The organism is Streptomyces sp. NPDC051136 (assembly GCF_044455745.1).
GTDB lineage: Bacteria > Actinomycetota > Actinomycetes > Streptomycetales > Streptomycetaceae > Streptomyces.
The window spans coordinates 222,677-241,120 of sequence record NZ_JBITFE010000009.1 but is presented as its reverse complement, the minus strand read 5'-3'; the positions used below and the strand labels follow the sequence as shown (position 1 = coordinate 241,120).

General features: G+C 72.5%; 19 protein-coding genes and 3 tRNA genes. 4 read left to right on the top strand and 18 right to left on the bottom strand.

Features of this window, described 5'->3' with window-relative positions:
* Positions 1-40 precede the first annotated feature (40 nt).
* From rpmG to ACIBCJ_RS26055, 3 genes are all read right to left on the bottom strand, one after another.
* Positions 41-205, bottom strand: coding sequence for a 50S ribosomal protein L33 (rpmG, locus tag ACIBCJ_RS26065; RefSeq protein WP_003948671.1), 165 nt, complete (start codon positions 203-205; stop codon positions 41-43).
* A gap of 90 nt (positions 206-295) precedes the next feature.
* Positions 296-368 (bottom strand) — tRNA-Met (locus tag ACIBCJ_RS26060).
* Positions 369-414: 46 nt separating this feature from the next.
* Positions 415-487: transfer RNA gene (locus tag ACIBCJ_RS26055), tRNA-Thr, on the bottom strand.
* 224 nt (positions 488-711) lie between these two features.
* On the opposite strand from ACIBCJ_RS26055, the gene ACIBCJ_RS26050 reads away from it, so the two are divergent.
* Positions 712-2,019, top strand: a complete 1,308-nt coding sequence (locus ACIBCJ_RS26050) for an amidohydrolase family protein (protein WP_365980414.1) — start codon at positions 712-714, stop codon at positions 2,017-2,019.
* A gap of 198 nt (positions 2,020-2,217) precedes the next feature.
* A complete protein-coding gene (locus tag ACIBCJ_RS26045; RefSeq protein ID WP_362507384.1) occupies positions 2,218-2,874 on the top strand; it encodes an NAD(P)H-binding protein in 657 nt (218 codons plus the stop codon).
* A gap of 49 nt (positions 2,875-2,923) precedes the next feature.
* On the opposite strand, the gene ACIBCJ_RS26040 is transcribed toward ACIBCJ_RS26045, so the two are convergent.
* The gene (locus tag ACIBCJ_RS26040; protein ID WP_362100678.1) at positions 2,924-3,142 is read right to left on the bottom strand and encodes a hypothetical protein; all 219 of its coding nucleotides are present in this window, start codon (positions 3,140-3,142) and stop codon (positions 2,924-2,926) included.
* Between the two features lie 124 nt (positions 3,143-3,266).
* A tRNA-Tyr gene (locus ACIBCJ_RS26035) sits at positions 3,267-3,348 on the bottom strand.
* 234 nt (positions 3,349-3,582) lie between these two features.
* Between ACIBCJ_RS26035 and ACIBCJ_RS26030 the strand changes: the two genes are divergently transcribed.
* A complete protein-coding gene (locus tag ACIBCJ_RS26030) occupies positions 3,583-4,071 on the top strand; it encodes a YajQ family cyclic di-GMP-binding protein (protein WP_133887650.1) in 489 nt (162 codons plus the stop codon).
* 148 nt (positions 4,072-4,219) lie between these two features.
* Here ACIBCJ_RS26030 and ACIBCJ_RS26025 read toward each other — a convergent pair whose 3' ends face one another.
* From ACIBCJ_RS26025 to ACIBCJ_RS25965, 13 genes are all read right to left on the bottom strand, one after another.
* Positions 4,220-4,486: a GlsB/YeaQ/YmgE family stress response membrane protein gene (locus tag ACIBCJ_RS26025; protein WP_133887649.1), complete on the bottom strand. Its 267-nt coding sequence runs from the start codon at positions 4,484-4,486 to the stop codon at positions 4,220-4,222.
* A gap of 211 nt (positions 4,487-4,697) precedes the next feature.
* Complete coding sequence (locus ACIBCJ_RS26020; protein WP_362100674.1) at positions 4,698-5,114, bottom strand: YccF domain-containing protein; 417 nt, start codon at positions 5,112-5,114, stop codon at positions 4,698-4,700.
* A complete protein-coding gene (gene htpX, locus ACIBCJ_RS26015) occupies positions 5,111-5,974 on the bottom strand; it encodes a zinc metalloprotease HtpX (protein ID WP_133887647.1) in 864 nt (287 codons plus the stop codon). The genes ACIBCJ_RS26020 and htpX overlap by 4 nt, the downstream gene beginning before the upstream one ends.
* Positions 5,975-6,301: 327 nt before the next feature.
* Positions 6,302-7,855: an NADH-quinone oxidoreductase subunit N gene (locus tag ACIBCJ_RS26010; RefSeq protein ID WP_365980413.1), complete on the bottom strand. Its 1,554-nt coding sequence runs from the start codon at positions 7,853-7,855 to the stop codon at positions 6,302-6,304.
* Positions 7,852-9,450, bottom strand: a complete 1,599-nt coding sequence (locus tag ACIBCJ_RS26005; protein WP_365980412.1) for an NADH-quinone oxidoreductase subunit M — start codon at positions 9,448-9,450, stop codon at positions 7,852-7,854. Before ACIBCJ_RS26005 ends, ACIBCJ_RS26010 begins: the two co-directional genes overlap by 4 nt.
* A gap of 6 nt (positions 9,451-9,456) precedes the next feature.
* Positions 9,457-11,451: an NADH-quinone oxidoreductase subunit L gene (locus tag ACIBCJ_RS26000; RefSeq protein ID WP_362100665.1), complete on the bottom strand. Its 1,995-nt coding sequence runs from the start codon at positions 11,449-11,451 to the stop codon at positions 9,457-9,459.
* On the bottom strand, positions 11,448-11,840 hold the full coding sequence (nuoK, locus tag ACIBCJ_RS25995; RefSeq protein ID WP_362100662.1) for an NADH-quinone oxidoreductase subunit NuoK: 393 nt from the start codon (positions 11,838-11,840) through the stop codon (positions 11,448-11,450). Before nuoK ends, ACIBCJ_RS26000 begins: the two co-directional genes overlap by 4 nt.
* Complete coding sequence (locus ACIBCJ_RS25990) at positions 11,840-12,610, bottom strand: NADH-quinone oxidoreductase subunit J (RefSeq protein WP_365980411.1); 771 nt, start codon at positions 12,608-12,610, stop codon at positions 11,840-11,842. The genes nuoK and ACIBCJ_RS25990 overlap by 1 nt, the downstream gene beginning before the upstream one ends.
* On the bottom strand, positions 12,607-13,167 hold the full coding sequence (locus tag ACIBCJ_RS25985; RefSeq protein WP_362100657.1) for an NADH-quinone oxidoreductase subunit I: 561 nt from the start codon (positions 13,165-13,167) through the stop codon (positions 12,607-12,609). Before ACIBCJ_RS25985 ends, ACIBCJ_RS25990 begins: the two co-directional genes overlap by 4 nt.
* Positions 13,167-14,135 (bottom strand): complex I subunit 1 family protein, encoded by a 969-nt coding sequence (locus tag ACIBCJ_RS25980; RefSeq protein WP_362100654.1) that lies wholly within the window; start codon positions 14,133-14,135, stop codon positions 13,167-13,169. The genes ACIBCJ_RS25985 and ACIBCJ_RS25980 overlap by 1 nt, the downstream gene beginning before the upstream one ends.
* Positions 14,132-15,868 carry an NADH-quinone oxidoreductase subunit C gene (locus ACIBCJ_RS25975; RefSeq protein WP_365980410.1) on the bottom strand — a complete coding sequence of 579 codons (1,737 nt, stop codon included), beginning with the start codon at positions 15,866-15,868 and terminating at the stop codon, positions 14,132-14,134. The genes ACIBCJ_RS25980 and ACIBCJ_RS25975 overlap by 4 nt, the downstream gene beginning before the upstream one ends.
* Positions 15,865-16,515 carry an NADH-quinone oxidoreductase subunit B family protein gene (locus ACIBCJ_RS25970; RefSeq protein WP_365980409.1) on the bottom strand — a complete coding sequence of 217 codons (651 nt, stop codon included), beginning with the start codon at positions 16,513-16,515 and terminating at the stop codon, positions 15,865-15,867. Before ACIBCJ_RS25970 ends, ACIBCJ_RS25975 begins: the two co-directional genes overlap by 4 nt.
* Positions 16,506-16,946, bottom strand: a complete 441-nt coding sequence (locus tag ACIBCJ_RS25965; RefSeq protein WP_362100645.1) for an NADH-quinone oxidoreductase subunit A — start codon at positions 16,944-16,946, stop codon at positions 16,506-16,508. Before ACIBCJ_RS25965 ends, ACIBCJ_RS25970 begins: the two co-directional genes overlap by 10 nt.
* Positions 16,947-17,149: 203 nt before the next feature.
* On the opposite strand from ACIBCJ_RS25965, the gene ACIBCJ_RS25960 reads away from it, so the two are divergent.
* Positions 17,150-18,376 carry a sensor domain-containing protein gene (locus ACIBCJ_RS25960; protein ID WP_365980408.1) on the top strand — a complete coding sequence of 409 codons (1,227 nt, stop codon included), beginning with the start codon at positions 17,150-17,152 and terminating at the stop codon, positions 18,374-18,376.
* The last annotated feature ends 68 nt before the right edge of the window (positions 18,377-18,444 follow it).

Sequence of the window (18,444 nt, the reverse complement as noted above, 5' to 3'; positions counted from 1 at the left end):
TCCCCGATGATCCGGGGACGGCCTCACGTACGAGCCTGATTTATCGCGTTTCGCGGTGCGCGGTGTGCGCGTTGCAACGCGGGCAGTGCTTCTTCATCTCCAGTCGGTCCGGGTTGTTACGCCGGTTCTTCTTGGTGATGTAGTTCCGCTCCTTGCACTCCACGCAGGCCAGCGTGATCTTCGGGCGGACGTCGGTGGCAGCCACGTGAGTGCACTCCTTGACGAACGGATTGATGTATTAACGCAGAAAAGAGTAGCCGATTGAAGGACCGACCCCGCAATCGGCTACTGAGAGTAGCGGTGACCGGACTTGAACCGGTGACACAGCGATTATGAGCCGCTTGCTCTACCGACTGAGCTACACCGCTGTGATGCGATCGGAGCCCGCCTTGCGACGGGAACCTCTCACACCAGAGCCCCAAAACGGAATCGAACCGTTGACCTTCTCCTTACCATGGAGACGCTCTGCCGACTGAGCTATTGGGGCGAGCGATGAAGACATTACACGGTCGCCCGCCGTTCGCCCAAATCCGTTTCGCCGACCCTGCCCCGTCCCGTCCCGGCCGCTCCCGCGGGGCCCCCGGCGGTACGGACCGCGCCGGTACGACTATTGCGCTCCTGCGCACCACGGGCTGATCACCGTCCTAGGCTCGACTCACTCTGCGTGATCTTGCGTCCCCCACTGCGCAGTCCCGAGCCCAGAGGAGCGCGATGCCCGACAGCCAGCCGCAGCCGCCCCACTCGCCCTCCCCCTCGGACCCCGCCGAGCGCGGCTCGCTCCTGCTCCGCGGGGCGCGCCTGACGGACGGCCGCACCGTGGACGTACGGCTCCACGGCGGGCGCATCGAGGCGGTCGGCACGGCCGGCAGCCTGGCCCCGGTGCGCGGCCCCGGCTCCGGCGCGCACCTGGACCTGAGCGGTTACCTGCTGCTGCCCGCCCCCGCCGACCCGCACGCGCACGCCGACACGGCACTCACGGCCGACGTCCCGGGCCCCGTCTCCTACGACCCCGAGGACGTCCAGCGCCGGACCACCGAGGCGGCGCTGCTCCAGCTCGGCCACGGTGCCACCGCGTCGCGGGCGCACGTGCGGGTGGGCGACGTCGCGGGCCTCGGCGCGCTGACCGCCGTGCTGCGGGCCCGGCGCTCACTGCGCGGGCTCGCCGAGCTGACCGCGGTGGCGATGCCGAGGGTGCTGACCGGGGTGGCCGGCGCCGACGGGCTGGCGATGCTGCGGGACGCGGTCAAGATGGGCGCGGACGTGGTGGGCGGGTGCCCTGACCTTGATCCCGACCCGACGGGCTACGTGGAGGCCGTTCTGGAGGTCGCCGCCGAACACGGCTGCCCGGTCGACCTGCACACGGACGGCGCCGACCCGGCGCGGCTGGCCCGCCTGGCGGCCATGGCGGGCGGACTGCGCCCCGGGGTGGCCATCGGCCCCTGTGACGGGCTGGCCCGGCTGCCCGCCGACGCGCTCTCCCGGGCCGCGGACCAGCTCGCGGCGGCCGGGGTGACGGTGGTCTGCCTGCCGCAGGGCGCCTGCGGGGCGACGGACCGCACCGAGGACACGGCTCCGGTGCGGCCGCTGCGGGCGGCCGGGGTGCGGGTCACCGCCGGAAGCGGTGCGCTGCGGGACGTGTCCAACCCGGTCGGGCGGGGCGACCCCCTGGAGGCCGCCTACCTGCTGGCCTCGCGTCACGGGCTGCACCCCGAGGAGGCGTACGACGCCGTGAGCACGGCGGCACGGTCGGCACTCGGCCTGCCCGAGGTGCGGGTGGAGGCGGGTTTCCCGGCCGAACTCCTCGCCGTGCGCGGGGACCGGCTGGCGGGCGCGCTGTCGCTGGCGTACAGCCGGATCGTGGTGCACCGGGGGCGCGTGGTGGCGCGGACCAGCGCGGTACGGGAGTACGGCGACTCCACCACCGCCTCGGACCTCGGGCTGCCCCGGCAGGGACGCGGCGGCGTGCAGGGACCCCGGGACGGACGCGAGGGTCCGGGTGGCCGCGGGCAGCGGGCCTGATGCCGTTGGCGGCCTGATCCCCTGGTTGAGGGCTGGGCGGGCGAGGTGTCGACGCGGTGCGGGGTGGTCGGCGTCGTGCAACGGCGAGGGCGCGGGGCTGCGTGGCGTGGGTGAAATCGTTCGGCGGTGATGAGGGGGCTGCGCGGGGTCGGCGAAGTCGTGGGGCGTGGGCGGCCGTCGGGGCGTACGGTCGAAGACATGCGCATTGTCATCGCTGGTGGTCATGGTCAGATCGCGCTGCGGCTGGAGCGGTTGCTCGCCGCGCGCGGCGACGAGGTGGCGGGCATCGTCCGCAAGGCCGAGCAGGCCGACGACCTGCGTGCGGCCGGTGCGGAACCGGTCGTCCTGGACCTGGAGTCGGCCTCGGTCGAGGAGGTCGCGGAGGTACTGCGGGGCGCGGACGCGGCGGTCTTCGCCGCGGGGGCCGGCCCGGGGAGCGGGGCGGACCGCAAGGACACGGTGGACAAGGCGGCGGCGGTCCTCTTCGCGGACGCGGCGGTCCGGGCGGGCGTGCGGCGCTACCTGATCGTCTCGTCCATGGGCGCCGACCCCCGGCACCAGGGGGACGAGATCTTCGACGTCTACCTGCGCGCCAAGGGCGAGGCCGACGCCTACGTCAGCTCGCTGGACGCCCTGGACTGGACGATCCTGCGCCCCGGCGCCCTCACGGACGACGCGGGCACGGGGCTCGTACGGCTGGAGGCGCGCACCGGCCGCGGGCCCGTCCCGCGCGACGACGTCGCCGCCGTCCTGGCGGAACTGGTCGACACCCCGGCCACGAACGGCCTGACCCTGGAGCTGATCAGCGGTTCGTCGCCCGTGTCGGTGGCGGTGAAGTCGGTCGCCGGGAACTGAAGGGCAGCGGGGCCACCGCCACCCTCGGGACGAGGGCGGGCGGGACGGGTCAGAAGAGGGGCAGCTGCCCGGGGAAGTCGGGGACGACGTAGCCGTCCAAGGACGGCTGCGCCGCTCCCGGTTGCGCCGGGCGGCGCGAGCCCGGACAGGACACCAGCTCACCGTTCCCGCGCACTCCGGGCGGATCGTGCCGCGCGTACCGTCCGGCGACGACGGCGATCTCACGGCGGCACTCGGGGCAGGTTCTGCGACGGGAGGACGAGGCCATGGCACCAGTCTGCCCGCCGGCACGGCCCGACGGCCGCCCCACGAGCCGTCCTTCCGGAGCCGACCATGACGAAGGGCCCCGTGACCTGCTGTTACAGCAGGTCACGGGGCCCTTCGTTCCCGTGTGGCGGCGCCAGGATTCGAACCTGGGAAGGCTGAGCCGGCAGATTTACAGTCTGCTCCCTTTGGCCGCTCGGGCACACCGCCGGGGTTCGCTGCCGGTAGAACCGCTGTGAGGCGGTGCTCCCTGGCAACGACGTAAACAATACCTGATGCGGAGGGGTGCTTCGCCACCCGATTGATCGCCGCTCGCACCGCGACGGGTGGCTAGGCTTGTCCGGATGCGGCCGGGGACCCTGCGGGCCCGGCGGCCGCCGACGTATGCCGGTACGGACCCGATTCGCGGCCCGACACGCACCCAGATACAAGGAGCCACAGGACATGGCCGACTCCAGTTTCGACATCGTCTCGAAGGTCGAGCGGCAGGAGGTCGACAACGCCCTCAACCAGGCCGCCAAGGAGATCTCGCAGCGCTACGACTTCAAGGGCGTGGGCGCTTCGATCTCGTGGTCCGGGGAGAAGATCCTCATGGAGGCCAACTCCGAGGACCGGGTGAACGCCATCCTCGACGTCTTCCAGTCCAAGCTGATCAAGCGCGGTATCTCGCTCAAGTCCCTGGACGCGGGCGAGCCCCAGCTGTCCGGCAAGGAGTACAAGATCTTCGCGTCGATCGAGGAGGGCATCTCCCAGGAGAACGCGAAGAAGGTGGCCAAGCTCATCCGCGACGAGGGCCCCAAGGGCGTGAAGGCCCAGGTGCAGGGTGAGGAGCTGCGGGTCTCCTCGAAGAGCCGGGACGACCTGCAGACCGTGATCGCCCTGCTGAAGGGCCAGGACTTCGACTTCGCGCTGCAGTTCGTGAACTACCGGTGATGCGCTGAACCGGTGGCGCGACGGCCGGTGGTGCGAAGGCCGGTGGTGCGGTGGCTGGTGGCGCCGGGCCTTCGCGGACGGCAGAGGGCGGGCACCCGTGGTGCCCGCCCTCTGCCGTGTCCGGTCGCACGCCGTCCGGTCGCGCGGGTCAGTCACGCGAGTTGCCGAACAGCAGCCGGTAGCCGATCAGGAGCACCAGTGAACCGCCGATCGCCGCGGCCCAGGTGGTGCCGTCGTAGAAGTCCTTGCTGATCGGGTGGTCCAGCCAACGGGCCGATATCCAGCCGCCGATGAACGCACCGGCTATGCCGATGAGGGTGGTGCCGACGAGCCCTCCGGGGTCGCGGCCCGGCAGCAGGAACTTGGCGATGGCTCCGGCCAGCAGTCCGAGGATGATCCAGCTGATGACGGTCATGCCGTGACCCTGCCCTTTCCGGCTGTGCCCGCACTGTGCCAGTGCCGTGGGCTCGTTCCTCCGCGGTGTTCCTGTCTTCCTGCCGGTGAGGACGTCGTGACGGCGGCCGGTGGTTGCGCCGGGCAGGCCGGTGCGACTCAGGACACCTGCGGGTTCCGCGGGTTCTGCGGGTTCTGCGGGTTCCCGGCGGCGTGGTGCCTCGGCCGTACGCCTACCAGCCGGTGCGCTGCTGGGGTCCCGACGCCGTGAAGGGCTGGTCGGTGCGCACGATCTCGCGTCCCAGCGGGAGCAGCGAGACGGGGATCAGCTTGAAGTTGGCGACGCCGAGCGGGATGCCGATGATCGTGACGCACAACGCGATGCCGGTGACGATGTGGCCCAGGGCCAGCCACCAGCCGGCGAGGAGGAGCCACAGCACGTTCCCGACGCAGGAGGGGGCTCCCGCGTCGCGGCGCTCGACCGCCGTGTACCCGAAGGGCCACAGGGCGTAGACGCCGATGCGGAAAGCGGCGATGCCGAAGGGGATCCCGATGATCGTGACGCAGAGCAGCGCGCCGGCGAGCAGGTAGCCGAGGAACAGCCAGAAGCCGCTGAGCACGAGCCAAATGACGTTGAGGATGGTCTTCACTGCTGTCGACCTGCCATCTTTTCGAGCCGGGCGATTCGCTCCGCCATCGGCGGGTGGGTGGAGAACATCTTGGAGAGCCCCTGCCCCGGCCGGAAGGGATTGGCGATCATCATGTGGCTGGCGGTCTCGATCCGGGGCTCCGGGGGGAGCGGGAGCTGCTTGGTGCCGGTCTCCAGCTTGCGCAGGGCGCCGGCCAGTGCGAGCGGGTCGCCGGTCAGCTGGGCGCCGGAGGCGTCGGCCTCGTACTCCCGGGACCGGCTGATCGCCAGTTGGATCACGGTGGCGGCGAGCGGTCCGAGCAGCATGATGAGGAGCATGCCCAGCAGGCCGGGTCCGTCGTCGTCGTTGGACCGTCCCACGGGGATCAGCCAGGCGAAGTTGACCAGGAACATGATCACCGAGGCGAGGGCGCCGGCGACGGAGGAGATCAGGATGTCGCGGTTGTAGACGTGGCTGAGTTCGTGCCCGATGACGCCGCGCAGCTCGCGCTCGTCCAGCAGGCGCAGGATGCCCTCGGTGCAGCACACGGCCGCGTTGCGCGGGTTGCGGCCGGTCGCGAAGGCGTTCGGCGCCTCCGTCGGGGAGATGTACAGGCGGGGCATCGGCTGGCGGGCCTGGGTGGAGAGCTCGCGGACCATGCGGTAGAGCGCCGGGGCCTCGAACTCGCTGACCGGCCGGGCGCGCATCGCGCGCAGGGCGAGCCTGTCGCTGTTCCAGTACGCGTAGGCGTTGGTGCCCAGGGCGACGAGGACGGCGACGACGAGCCCCGCTCGGCCGAAGAAGCTGCCGATGACGATGATGAGCGCGGACAGTCCTCCGAGGAGTACTGCGGTCCTGAGCCCGTTGTGCCGGCGGTGCACGGTACGCCCTCCAAGTCGTGCAGCAGGGGAACCCTTTTGCTTGCTGGTCTCGCTCGCTGTGTCGCTTCCCTGTCTCCGGTGCCACGGGTGCCGTGGGTGACACGTCCAGTGGACCCTTCCCTACTGGTCAACGCCAGGCGAGGGCCGCCAGTTCCCCGGCGCCCGGCGGGGCAGGTGTGACCCGTACGGGTGACGGCCGCGCCCCCGTCCTCCACGCGCGCGTGGAGGACGGCGTGGAGGCGGGCGCCGCACGCGCGCGTGGGCGGGTCCGAGGACCGGGGCCGGGCCGGTACGTGCCGGTCGGCGTCGGTGTGTGCCGGGGTGCGTTCAGAAGAGGCCGGTGTCGGCGAAGCGCAGGATCAGCTGGGGCGCACCGGAGAGGGCGATCGCGAGGACCGCGGTCACGGTGAGGGCGGCGGTGAGGGGGGCCGGGGCGCGGTGGCCGGCGGTGGCGTCCTCGGGTGTCCGGAACAGCAGTGCCGTCCAGTGGAGGTAGTAGAAGAGCGCGATCACGACGTTGACGGCCATGACGACGGCCAGCCAGCCGAGTCCGGCGTCGACGGCCGCGGAGAACACCGTCACCTTGGCGAAGAGGCCGATGACGCCGGGCGGCAGTCCGGCGAGGCAGAGCAGGAAGAAGGCCAGGAGCAGGGCGGTGAGGGGGTTGGACGCGTACAGGCCGCGGTAGTCCGCCACGCGGTTCAGGGACCTAGTGCGGCCCACGAGCGCGGCCACCGCGAAGGCACCGAGGTTCACCGCGGCGTACATCAGCGCGTAGGCCACGGTGGAGCCGATCGAGTGCTCGGGGTCGTCGGAGTAGGCGGCGGCCGCGATCGGCACCAGGAGGTAGCCGGCCTGCCCGACGGACGACCACGCGAGCAGGCGTACCGCGCTGTACGCGCGCGTGGCCTGCTGGCGCAGGGCGCCCACGTTGCCGACGGTCATGGTGAGCGCGGCCAGCGCCGCCAGGGCGGGGCCCCACACGTCCGCGTAGGACGGCAGGGCGACGACCGTGACGAGGATCAGGCCGCAGAAGCCGACCGCCTTGCCGACCACGGACAGGTAGGCCGCGATCGGCAGGGGGGCGCCCACGTAGGTGTCGGGCACCCAGAAGTGGAAGGGCACCGCGGCCGTCTTGAAGGCGAAGCCGACCAGGGTGAGGACGGCGCCGGTCTGGGCGAGGGTGGTGAACTGCCCGTCGACGTGCTGGACGCGCTCGGCCACCTGGGTGAGGTAAAGGGTGCCGGTGGTGGCGTACACGAAGCTGATGCCCATGAGGCTGACCGCGGTCGCGGTGACCGAGGACAGGAAGAACTTCAGGGCCGCCTCGGAGGACTTGCGGTCGCCCTGCCGGAGGCCGACGAGGGCGAAGGCGGGCAGGGAGGCGACCTCCAGGGCGACGACGAGGGTCGCGAGGTCGCGGGAGGCGGGCAGGAGGGCGGCGCCGGCCGCGGAGGAGAGCAGCAGGAACCAGAACTCGCCCTCGGGCAGTCCCCGCTCGGCGTCCTTGACGGCGGTGACCGACAGGAGGGCGGTCAGCAGGGCGCCGCCGAGGACCAGGAACTGGACGGCGAGGGTGAAGGTGTCCGCGGTGTAGCTGCAGACGCCGGGCTCTCCGGTCAGGCAGAACGTCGAGCGGTCGTCGCCGGCCAGGGGCAGCAGCATGAGGGCCGAGGCGGCGAGTCCGGCGACCGCGATCCAGCCGAGCAGGGGCTTGCGGGTGTCCTTGACGAACAGGTCCGTGACGAGGACGACGAGCCCGACGACCGCCGTGAGGGTGGGCGGCGCGACGGCGAGCCAGTCGACGGACTGGACGAGGTTCTGCGCCAGTGGCTGCTGCGCGAGGGCCGCCTCGGCGAGGTGCTGGGCCGGGGAGCTCATCGGTGGCCTCCTGAGAGGAGCTGCTGCACGGCCGGGTCGGTCAGCCCGAGGAGGGTCCTGGGCCACAGTCCGGCGACGACGGTGAGGGCGACGAGCGGGGTCCAGGCGGCGAACTCGTACGTCCGCACGTCGGCGAGGCGCGGGGCGTCCTGCGGTACGGGACCCATGCAGACCCTGCGGACCACGATCAGCATGTACGCGGCGGTCAGCAGGGTGCCGAAGGCGGCGATCGCCATGAAGGTGAGGAAGGCGGGACGGCTGAGGTCGTCGTGGGGGTCGAAGGCGCCGAACAGGGCGAGCATCTCGCCCCAGAACCCGGCCAGGCCCGGCAGGCCCAGCGAGGCGACCGCGGCGAAGGCGAGCAGCCCGCCCAGGTGCGGTGCCTTGCCGTACAGGGCGTGCCCGGACTCCTCGGCGAGGGTGTCGAGGTCGGTGGTGCCGGTGCGGTCCTTGAGCGCGCCGACCAGGAAGAAGAGCAGGCCGGTGATCAGGCCGTGGGCGATGTTGGCGAAGAGGGCGCCGTTCACGCCGGTCGGGGTCATGGTCGCGACGCCGAGCAGGACGAAGCCCATGTGGCCGACGGAGGAGTAGGCGATGAGGCGTTTGAGGTCGCCCTTCGCGCCTCTTCCGGCGAGGGCCAGGCAGGCCAGGGAGCCGTAGACGATGCCGACGACGGCGAACGCGGCGAGGTAGGGCGCGAAGGTGCGGAAGCCGTCCGGCGCGACCGGGAGGAGGATGCGGACGAACCCGTACGTGCCCATCTTCAGCATCACGCCGGCCAGCAGCACCGAGCCGACGGTCGGCGCGGCGGTGTGGGCGTCGGGCAGCCAGCTGTGCAGCGGCCACATCGGGGTCTTCACCGCGAGCCCGATCCCGATCGCCAGAACGGCGATGACCTGCACGGACGCGGTCAGCGACCGGCCGTTATCGGTGGCGAGTGCCACCATGTCGAACGTGCCCGCCGTGATTCCGATCAGGAGCAGGCCGAGCAGCATGACGACGGAGCCGAGGAGGGTGAAGAGGATGAATTTCCAGGCGGCCGCGGCCCGCCCCTCGCCGCCCCAGCGGGCGATGAGGAAGTACATCGGGACGAGGACCGTCTCGAAGGCGAGGAAGAACAGGACCAGATCGAGGACGGCGAAGGTCGCGAGGGTGCCGGCCTCCAGGACGAGCAGCAGCGCGACGAACGCCTTCGGGCTCGGGCGCGGCTTCCGCGGCGCCGGCCGCTCCTGTCGCTGCTCGAAGTAGGAGTAGAGCGCGCAGAGGAAGGTCAGCAGCGCGGTCAGGACCAGCAGGGGGAGGGAAATGCCGTCGATGCCGAGGTGGATGCGCACGCCGAGTGCGGGGATCCAGCTGATGTCCGTGCCGGCCTGCATCTTCGACGGATGGTCGTGGTCGAAGCCGAGCACGAGGACGATCGCCGCGACGAGGACGGCGCCGGTGACGGTGACGCCGTGCCGGAGCACGGCCTGCTCGGGTGACTTCCCCTTCAGCCCGGGCGGGGCCGGCAGCAGCGCGGCGGCGGCGCCGAGGAGCGGCCCGACGACGAGGAACGCGAGAAGGACCTGCATCACGGACTCGTTGATATCGATCACGCCTGCTCACGCTCCCGTGGCGACGAGGACGGCGGCGACCGCGAGGACGACGGTGCCGGCGAGCAGCGCGCTCACATAGGTCTGCACATTGCCGGTCTGGGCACGTCGTACGGCGGCCCCGAGCAAGCGGGGCAGCCCGCCCGCCGCGCGTACGTAGGTGTCGACGACCTCGCGGTCGAGGAACCGCACGAGGCTCGCTCCGGCCCGGACCGGTCGGACGAAGAGGGTCGTGTACACCGCGTCCAGGTGGAAGCCGGCCGCCGCGTGCCGGTGCACCGGGCCCAGCAGCAGTCGTCCCGGATCGGACGGGTCGGGCGCGGAGGCGAGGTCGCCGTAAGCGGGCCGGTGGCTGGCGATGGCCTCGGCCTCCACCAGGGCGGCGTCGCCCTCGGGGTGGGCCGCGACGGCGCCCAGCGGGGTGCGGTCGGCGAGCGCCGTGGTGTGCCGCCAGGCGGCGTAGGTGACGATGCCGCCCGCCAGGGCCACGCCCGTGCCGAGGACGGAGGTGGTGAGGGTCGGGGTGAGGTCGTGGCCGTCGAACCAGTCGGGCAGCAGACGGAAGGTGAGGCCGCCCAGCGCGAGTGAGGGGACGGCGAGCACCCAGAGCACGGCGTTCATGACGACCGGCTGCCTGCCGTGGTCGGGGGCCTCGGCGCCCCGTCCGCGGAAGGCCAGCAGCCACAGGCGGGTCGCGTAGGCGGCGGTGAGCAGAGCGGTGACGAGACCAGCGACGAGAACGGTCCAGCCCGCGGCGCCGGGCGCGTGCTCGGTGTGGCCGCCGGCGACGTGTTCCGCGGCGCCGAGGACGGACTCCTTGGAGAAGAAGCCGCTGAAGGGCGGGATCGCGGCGAGCGCGAGCAGGGCCACGGTCATCGTCCAGTAGGCGTCCGGGACGCGGTCGCGCAGGCCCCGCATGCGGGACATGGCGGCAAGCGAGTTGGTGCCGGCGGCGTGGATGACCACACCGGCGGCGAGGAACAGGAGCGCCTTGAAGGCGCCGTGGGTGAGGAGGTGGAAGACGGCTGCGCCCCGGTCGCCCGTGGCGAGGGCGCCGGTCAGGTAGCCGAGCTGCCCGATCGTCGAGTAGGCCAGGACCCGCTTGATGTCGTCCTGGGCGAGGGCGGCGAGCGCCGAGCCGACCATCGTGACGGCGGCCATGACGGCGAGGACGGCCATCGCGGCCCGCGATGCCTCGAAGAGCGGAAGGAGCCGGGCGACGAAGTACACCCCGGCGGCGACCATCGTCGCGGCGTGGATCAGCGCGGAGACGGGCGTCGGGCCCGCCATCGCGTCGGGGAGCCAGGTGTGCAGCGGGAACTGCGCCGACTTGCCCGCCACGCCCGCCAGAAGCAGCAGGGCGATGAGCGTCGGGTGGTCGAGGGAGCCGCTCGCGACCGCGTCGAGGATCTTCGTGATGCGGAAGGAGCCCGTCTCGGTGGCCAGCGCCAGCAGTCCGATCAGGAAGGGGACGTCGCCGAGCTTGGTGACCAGGAAGGCCTTGAGGGAGGCAGCGCGTGCCTCCGGGGTCTCCCAGTAGTGGCCGACCAGGAAGTACGAGCAGATGCCCATGACCTCCCAGCCGACCAGCAGCACCATCAGGTCGCCCGAGTAGACGACGAGGAACATGGCGGAGGTGAACAGGGAGACGAGAGCGGCGTACGAGGGGTAGCGCGGGTCGTCGCGCAGGTAGCCCGTCGAGTAGATCTGCACGCAGGTCGCGACGGTGCCGACCAGGACGGCGACGAGCGCGGCGAAGCCGTCGATGTGCAGGGCGAGTTCGACGGGGACCGAACCGGTGGGCGTCAGCTCCGTGGCGGCGTCGACGGCCCGGCCTCCGCCCTGGCGGGCGGCGACGAGGACGGCGAGGACGAGGGCCGCCAGGGTCGGCAGGACGGCGAGGGGCCGGACGAATCCGGGCGCCGACCGGCCCAGCAGGAGCCCGGCGGCTGCCGCGAGGAAGGGGAGGAGGGGGACGAGGACGGCGAGGGTGGTCGTGGTCACGCGCTGGCCTCAGCCTTCTCGGCGGCCGTCCCGGTCGCGGGGGTGTCGGTGTCGGGGCCGTCCGGTTCGTGGCCCTCGGCGGTGTCGCGGAGCCGGTCGATGTCCGCGGTGCCGCGGTTGCGGTGGACGGCGAGGACGATCGCCAGGCCGATGCCGATCTCGGCGGCCGCGATGGCGATGGTGAACAGGGTCAGGGCCTGGCCGGAGTGCAGGGTCTCCTCCGCGGCCCTGCTGAGCCAGACGTCGAAGGCGACCAGGTTCAGGTTGACGGCGTTGAGCATCAGCTCGACCGACATCAGGACCAGGATCGCGTTGCGGCGGGCGAGGACGCCGTAGAGGCCGGTGCAGAAGAGGAGGGCGGACAGGACGGCGGGATAGGCGAGGTGCATCAGCGGTCACCGCCCTCTCCCGGCCCGGCCGGGGGCGCGGTGTCGGTCGTGGCGGGGCGGGCCGCGCGGTCGGCCTCGGCACCGGTCTTGGCCTCGGCACCGGCTTTGGTCTCGGCACCAGCCTTGGCCTTGGTCTCGGCACCGGCCTTGGTCACGGCACCGGCCTCGGCACCGGCCCTGGCATCGGCCTTGCGCGACAGGACGATGGCGCCGACCAGGGCGGCGAGGAGGAGGACGGAGAGGGCCTCGAAGGGCAGCACCCAGTTCTGGAACAGGCTCGCTCCGGTGACGGCGGTGGTGCCGGCGGCGGGGCCGTCCAGGTCGATCCAGGTCGTGCGGAAGGCGTCGGCGACGACCCACACCAGGGCCGCCGCGGAGGCGACGGCGACGGTGAGGGCGGCCCAGCGGTTGCCGGAGTCGGCGTCCGGGGACCGGCCGATGGGCGCCCTGGTGAGCATCAGGCCGAACAGGATGAGGACCACGACGGCACCGACGTAGATGAGGACCTGGACCCAGGCGATGAACTCGGCGGTGAGCAGCAGGTATTCGACGGCGAGGCCGCCGAGGGCCACCACCAGCCACAGCGCCGCGTGGACGAGTTGGCGGGTGGTGACGGTGACGACGGCGGCCGCGAAGGTGACCAGGCCGACGAGGAGGAAGGCGATCTCGACACCGGTCGGGGACAGGAAGCCGTGGGTCCCGGCCGCGGTGGCCGTGGGGTGCGCGTGCGCGTGTGCGGTGAGGTGGCCGGCGGCCGAGGCGAGGGTCATGTCCGCTCCTCCTGCCCTGGCTGGTCCGGCTGCTGCTGCGCGGCGAGCTTGTCGGCGGTCTTGCGGGCGGCGGCGAGTTCCTTGGGCTCCTCCGCGCCGGGGTCGAGGGCGGGCGGGGCCGGCACGGTCCACATCCACTCGCGCAGCTTGTCGCGCTCGTGGGTGAGGTCGCGGATGTCGGTCTCGGCGTACTCGAACTCCGGGGACCAGAACAGGGCGTCGAACGGACAGACCTCGATGCAGATCCCGCAGTACATGCACAGGGAGAAGTCGATGGCGAACCGGTCGAGGACGTTGCGGCTGCGGTCGCGTCCGCCGGGCGTGGCCGCCGGGACCGTCTCCTTGTGGGAGTCGATGTAGATGCACCAGTCGGGGCACTCGCGGGCGCACAGCATGCAGACCGTGCAGTTCTCCTCGAACAGGCCGATCACACCGCGGGTGCGGGGCGGCAGCTCCGGCTGGACGTCCGGGTACTGCTCGGTGACGGTCTTCTTCGTCATCGTGCGCAGGGTGACGGCCAGGCCCTTGGCCAGGCCGCTGCCCGGGATGGGGGGCATTACGCGATCACCACCTTGACGATGCCGGTGAGGGCGATCTGGGCGAGGGAGAGGGGGATGAGGAGGGTCCAGGACAGTTTCTGGAGCTGGTCCTCGCGCAACCGCGGGTAGGTGACGCGCAGCCAGATCACGACGAAAGCGAGGACGGCCGCCTTGAGCAGGGTCCAGACCCAGCCGAGGCCGTCGGCGCCCCAGGGCCCGTGCCAGCCGCCCAGGAAGAGGACCGTGGTCAGTCCGCACAGGACGACGATCCCGGCGTACTCGGCGAGGAGGAACAGGGCGAAGCGCAGACCGGTGTACTCGGTGTAGGCGCCGAAGATGATCTCCGAGTCGGCGACCGGCATGTCGAACGGGGGCCGTTGCAGTTCGGCCAGCCCGGCGACGAAGAAGACGATCGCGCCGACGATCTGCCAGGGCAGCCACCACCACTCGAAGGCGTCGAGGATGCCGACGAGCGAGACGGTGCCGGCCGCCATCGCCACGGACGCGGCGGTGAGCAGCATCGGGAGTTCGTAGGCGAGGAGCTGGGCGGCGGTACGCAGGCCGCCGAGGAGGGAGAACTTGTTCGCGGAGGACCAGCCGGCCATGAGCGAGCCGAGGACGCCCACGCCCATGACGGCGAGGACGAAGAAGACGCCCGCGTCGACGACCTGGCCGACCGCTCCGTCCCCGGGTCCGACGGGGATGGCCAGGAGCACCAGGAGGTAGGGCAGCAGGGCCACGGCCGGGGCGAGCTGGAAGATGCGGCGGTCCGCGTCGGCGGGGACCACGTCCTCCTTCTGCGCGAACTTCACGCCGTCGGCGACGAGCTGGGCCCAGCCGTGGAAGCCACCCGCGTACATCGGGCCCAGGCGGCCCTGCATGTGGGCCATCACCTTGTGCTCGGTCTGGCCCACGATCAGGGGGAACGCGAGGAAGACGACGAAGACGACCAAGAGACGCAGGGTGACGTCGAGCGCGTCGTTCACTGCGGGCCTCCTGGGGGGTTCGGGGGGCGGCGGGGGGAGTCGCCGTTTTCGGGGGCGGCGCCGTCTTCGGGGGCGGCGCCGTCTTCGGGGGCGGCGCCGTCTTCGGGGGCGGCGCCGTTTTCCGGGGCGGCGCCGTCTTCGGAGCGGTCCGGGGCGTCATGCCGGGCGTCGTGGGGGTCCCGGGCGTCGTGCGGGTCGCGGTCGTCGTGGGAGTCCCGGGCGTCATTGGAGTCCCGGTGAGCGGGAGTGTCGACCTCGCCGGAGGTGCCGGGTTCTCGGGGGACGTCGGACTCCTTGGAGGCATCAGTCTCTTGGGAAGCGCCGTCGGGCCCCGGAGAGGCGTCGGGCCCGCGGGAGGCATCCGGCTCCCGGGGGGCGTCGGACTCCTGGGGAGCCTGAGTCTGCTGGGAGGCCTGTGTCTCCTGGGGGGTGGTGGCCTCCTGGGAGGCGTCCGGTCCCTGGGGAGCCTCGGGTTCGTCGAACGCCGGGCGGGCGTGGTGCCACGGGGCGTCCGGGCTGCGCGGTGCGGTGGGCGCCGGTTTCGGGGCCCGTTCCCCGGCGGGCGGGGACACGGTGTCGGTGTCGCCGTGGTCCCCGGGGACGCGGTCGGCGTCCTCGTCGTCCCGCTGCCCGGCCTCGGCCTCGGAGGCGTCCCGCTGGCTCGCCGAGCCCTGGGACGCGCTCCGGCTCCGCCGAGGTCCCGCGGTACCGCCCGACCGGTCTCGCCGCGGTGCCGGGCCGGGGCCGGTGCGGGGTGCCCCGCCCGTCCCATCCGCAGGCGCGGCACCGGAAGCGTCGGCGTCCTGCTGTGCTCCGGGATCGGTGTCGGCGGTGGAGCCGGGGGTGACCGCGGGGGTGGGTCCGTCCGTCGGGCCGGCCGCTCGCTGGGACGCGGAGCCCTGGCTCGCGCTGCGCGACCGCCGCGGCGCCGGAGCGGCCGTCGCCTCGGCGTCGGAGGAGCCCTGGCTGACCGAGCCCTCGGCCGTCGTACGGGAGCGGCGCGGAGCGGCCGGGGTGTCGGTGCCGGGCGGCTCCGTCCGCTGACCGACGGAGCCCTCGGCGGCCGTCCGGGTCCGCCTGGCCGGGCGTTCGCCTGCCGCGCGGGCCGGGCGCTCCCCCGCCGCACGTCCCGCACCCCGGGCCGGGCGGGCCGGGGCGGGCGGCAGCTGGCCCTTGAGCGGGCCCCACTCGTTGGGGTCGGGGACGCCCGGCGGCAGCATCTGGCGTCGCCGGGGACCGCCGTGGTCGGACTCGCCGGGTTCCTTGGCGCCGGGCCAGGCCTTGGCGACGCGGGCGGCCAGGACGAAGTCCTTGCGCAGCGGGTGGCCCTCGAAGCCCTCCGGCAGGAGCAGGTGGCCGAGGCCGGGGTGGTCCGCGAAGGCGACGCCGAACATCTCGTGGGTCTCGCGCTCGTGCCAGGCCGCGCCGGCGTACACCCCGACGGCGGTGGGCAGGACCGGAGCCTCGTGCGGGACGGTCGTACGCAGCAGCAGCCGGCGTACCGGTCCCAGCGCGGCGACGTGTGCCGCGACGCGGAAGCCGGTGCCCGGTTCGTCGACCGCGCTCAGCCAGTCGAAGTAGGTGCAGCCCAGCCGGTCCCGCGCCGTCTCCAGGGCGGTGATCCAGGACCCGGGCGGCACGTCGACGGTCAGGAGGTCGTAGGACTCCTCCGCCGTGGCGTCCGTGCCGAAGAGTTCCTCGGCGGCGGCGGGAAGCCAGCCGACGGCGCTCATCGTCCCGCCCCCGTCTCGCCCGCGTCACCCGCGTCGCCCGCGCCGGAGGGCGGGGCCGGCGGTCGCACCAGGTCGCTTCGCAGCGCGGCCGTCGAGGGCCGCGGCGACGTGCCGTACCGCTCCCCCAGGGACTCCCGCGCGATCTTCTCCTGGAGCTTGAGGATGCCCTGGAGCAGCGCCTCGGGGCGCGGCGGGCAGCCGGGCACGTAGACGTCGACGGGGATGATCTGGTCGACGCCCTTCGTCACGGAGTAGGAGTCCCAGTACGGGCCGCCGCAGTTCGAACAGGCGCCGAAGGAGATGACGTACTTCGGCTCGGGCATCTGCTCGTACAGGCGCTTGACGGCCGGCGCCATCTTGTCGGTCACCGTGCCGGAGACGACCATCAGGTCGGCCTGGCGGGGGCCGGGCGCGAACGGGATGACGCCGAGCCGGATGAAGTCGTGGCGGGCCATCGACGCGGCGATGAACTCGATCGCGCAGCAGGCGAGGCCGAAGTTGAAGACCCAGAGCGAGTAGCGGCGGCCCCAGTTCAGGACGACCTTCATCGGCTCCGGGGCGAGGCGGGCGAGCGTGCCCAGCCGCTTGGGCTCGGGCAGCGGCACCGGTGCGGAAACGGGTGCGGACTCGGAGGGGTTCACGTCCATGACAGGACGCCCTTCTTGTATGCGTACAACAGGCCCACGGCGAGGAACCCGAGGAAGACGAACATCTCCACGAGGGTCGTGGCCCCGTAACCAGGGTCGGCGAAGACAGTCGCCCAGGGGAAGAGGAAGATCGAATCGACCGCGAAGACGACGTAGAGGAACGCGTAGACGTAGTAACGGACCTGGGTGTGGGCCCAGCCCTCTCCGACGGGGTCGACGCCGCACTCGTAGGTGAGCAGCTTCTCGGGGGTCGGGACCACCGGCCGCAGCAGGCGCCCCGCGCCGAAGGCGACAGCGACGAAGAGCACCCCCACGACGGCGAGCAGGCCGACGACCGAATAGGAACGGAAGTAGTCCGCGGCGAGCCCGACGGTGGCGTCGGCGGTGGTCACGGCGCCGGCGGTCGCGCCGCCGACGGTCGGGTCCGGCACGTGCGCCCCTCGCTCCCTGTCGTGAACGTCGTGACCGTCATGAACGCTGCCGTTCGACGATCTGTACGCACGGGAGTCTAGAGCCTGATAAAGAGACGGTAAGCAGCCCGTCGTACGGGAGGACGCGGGGTGGGGTTTTCCTCAGTGCGTTGCGGCGGTCCCCCTCATGGCGCGGCGCCGCGCCGCACGGCACGCTGACGGGTATGAGCGAACGCCTCTCGACTTCCAGCCCCGCCGGGACCGCCGGCGCAGCGGCCGACGACCGCCCGCCGCCGGCCCGTTTCGCCTACGACCGGCACACCTGGAAGGAGATCGCCCACCTGCTGGCGAACTTCCCGGCGGCGTTGCTCGGGTTCGTCTACGTCGTGACGATGCTGTCCGTCGGCATCGGACTGACGGTCACGGTGATCGGGCTGCCGCTGCTGGCGGCCGGGCTGCTGGGCGCCCGGCAGTTGGGCAAGCTGGAGCGGGCCCGGGCCCGCACGCTGCTCGGGGTGCGGGTGGACGAGCCGAGCCCGCTGCCGCGGCAGGGCGGGCGCGGCTTCTTCGCGCATCTGTGGATGTCCTTGAAGGACCCGGTGGGCTGGCGCACGGTCCTGTACGACGTCATCCGGTTCCCCTGGGGCGTCGCCACCTTCGTCGTCACGTTGACGTCGTTGTTCGTGCTGTGGCCGGTGCTGCCGTTCATCGCCCGCGCTCTGGCCAACGCCGACCGGGCGATGGTGCGCGGGCTGCTGTCCCCGTCCGACGGGCTGGAGCGGCGGATCGCCGAGCTGGAGTCGGACCGGGGCGTCGTGGTCGACACGGCCGCGGCCGACCTGCGGCGCATCGAGCGCGACCTGCACGACGGGGCACAGGCCCGCCTGGTCAACCTCGCCATGGGGCTCGGCCTGGCCAAGGAGAAGCTGCTGGAGGACCCCGACGCCGCGGCGGCCATGGTCGACGAGGCGCACGGCGAGGTGAAGCTGGCCCTCCAGGAGCTGCGTGACCTGGCCCGCGGCATCCACCCGGCCGTCCTGACCGACCGGGGTCTGGACGCGGCCCTCTCCTCGGTCGCCACCCGCTGCACCGTGCCGGTGAAGGTGACCGTCGACCTGACGGAGCGCCCCGCGGCCGCCATCGAGGGCATCGCCTACTTCACGGTCTCGGAGCTGCTCCAGAACGTCAGCAAGCACAGCGCCGCGCGGTCGGCCTCCGTGGAGGTGTGGCGGTCGTCCGACCGGCTGCTCATACAGGTCGGGGACGACGGCCGCGGGGGCGCGCGCCTCGACGGCGGTACGGGGATGAAGGGCCTCGCCGACCGGCTGTCCGCCGTCGACGGTCTCTTCGTGGTCGACTCGCCGGAGGGCGGCCCGACGTCGGTCACGGCCGAGCTGCCCTGGCGCGACCGCACGGCGGCCGACGCGGCCGGCTCCGCACCCGGGAGGTAGGGAAAACCCCCCTTCGCAGACGCCGACGGGCTCCATTGGGCCCGGCGGCGGGGTCGAGGAGGGTGGAG

Coding starts and splice junctions, on each gene's coding strand:
- ACIBCJ_RS26040 (WP_362100678.1), bottom strand. CDS start 3,142: ATGGCCTCGTCCTCCCGTCGCAGAACCTGCCCCGAGTGCCGCCGTGAG.
- ACIBCJ_RS26010 (WP_365980413.1), bottom strand. CDS start 7,855: ATGAGCTCCCCGGCCCAGCACCTCGCCGAGGCGGCCCTCGCGCAGCAG.
- ACIBCJ_RS26025 (WP_133887649.1), bottom strand. CDS start 4,486: ATGACCGTCATCAGCTGGATCATCCTCGGACTGCTGGCCGGAGCCATC.
- ACIBCJ_RS25985 (WP_362100657.1), bottom strand. CDS start 13,167: ATGCCCCCCATCCCGGGCAGCGGCCTGGCCAAGGGCCTGGCCGTCACC.
- ACIBCJ_RS25960 (WP_365980408.1), top strand. CDS start 17,150: ATGAGCGAACGCCTCTCGACTTCCAGCCCCGCCGGGACCGCCGGCGCA.
- ACIBCJ_RS25975 (WP_365980410.1), bottom strand. CDS start 15,868: ATGAGCGCCGTCGGCTGGCTTCCCGCCGCCGCCGAGGAACTCTTCGGC.
- ACIBCJ_RS26050 (WP_365980414.1), top strand. CDS start 712: ATGCCCGACAGCCAGCCGCAGCCGCCCCACTCGCCCTCCCCCTCGGAC.
- ACIBCJ_RS25970 (WP_365980409.1), bottom strand. CDS start 16,515: ATGGACGTGAACCCCTCCGAGTCCGCACCCGTTTCCGCACCGGTGCCG.
- ACIBCJ_RS26045 (WP_362507384.1), top strand. CDS start 2,218: ATGCGCATTGTCATCGCTGGTGGTCATGGTCAGATCGCGCTGCGGCTG.
- ACIBCJ_RS26030 (WP_133887650.1), top strand. CDS start 3,583: ATGGCCGACTCCAGTTTCGACATCGTCTCGAAGGTCGAGCGGCAGGAG.
- nuoK (WP_362100662.1), bottom strand. CDS start 11,840: ATGCACCTCGCCTATCCCGCCGTCCTGTCCGCCCTCCTCTTCTGCACC.
- ACIBCJ_RS25990 (WP_365980411.1), bottom strand. CDS start 12,610: ATGACCCTCGCCTCGGCCGCCGGCCACCTCACCGCACACGCGCACGCG.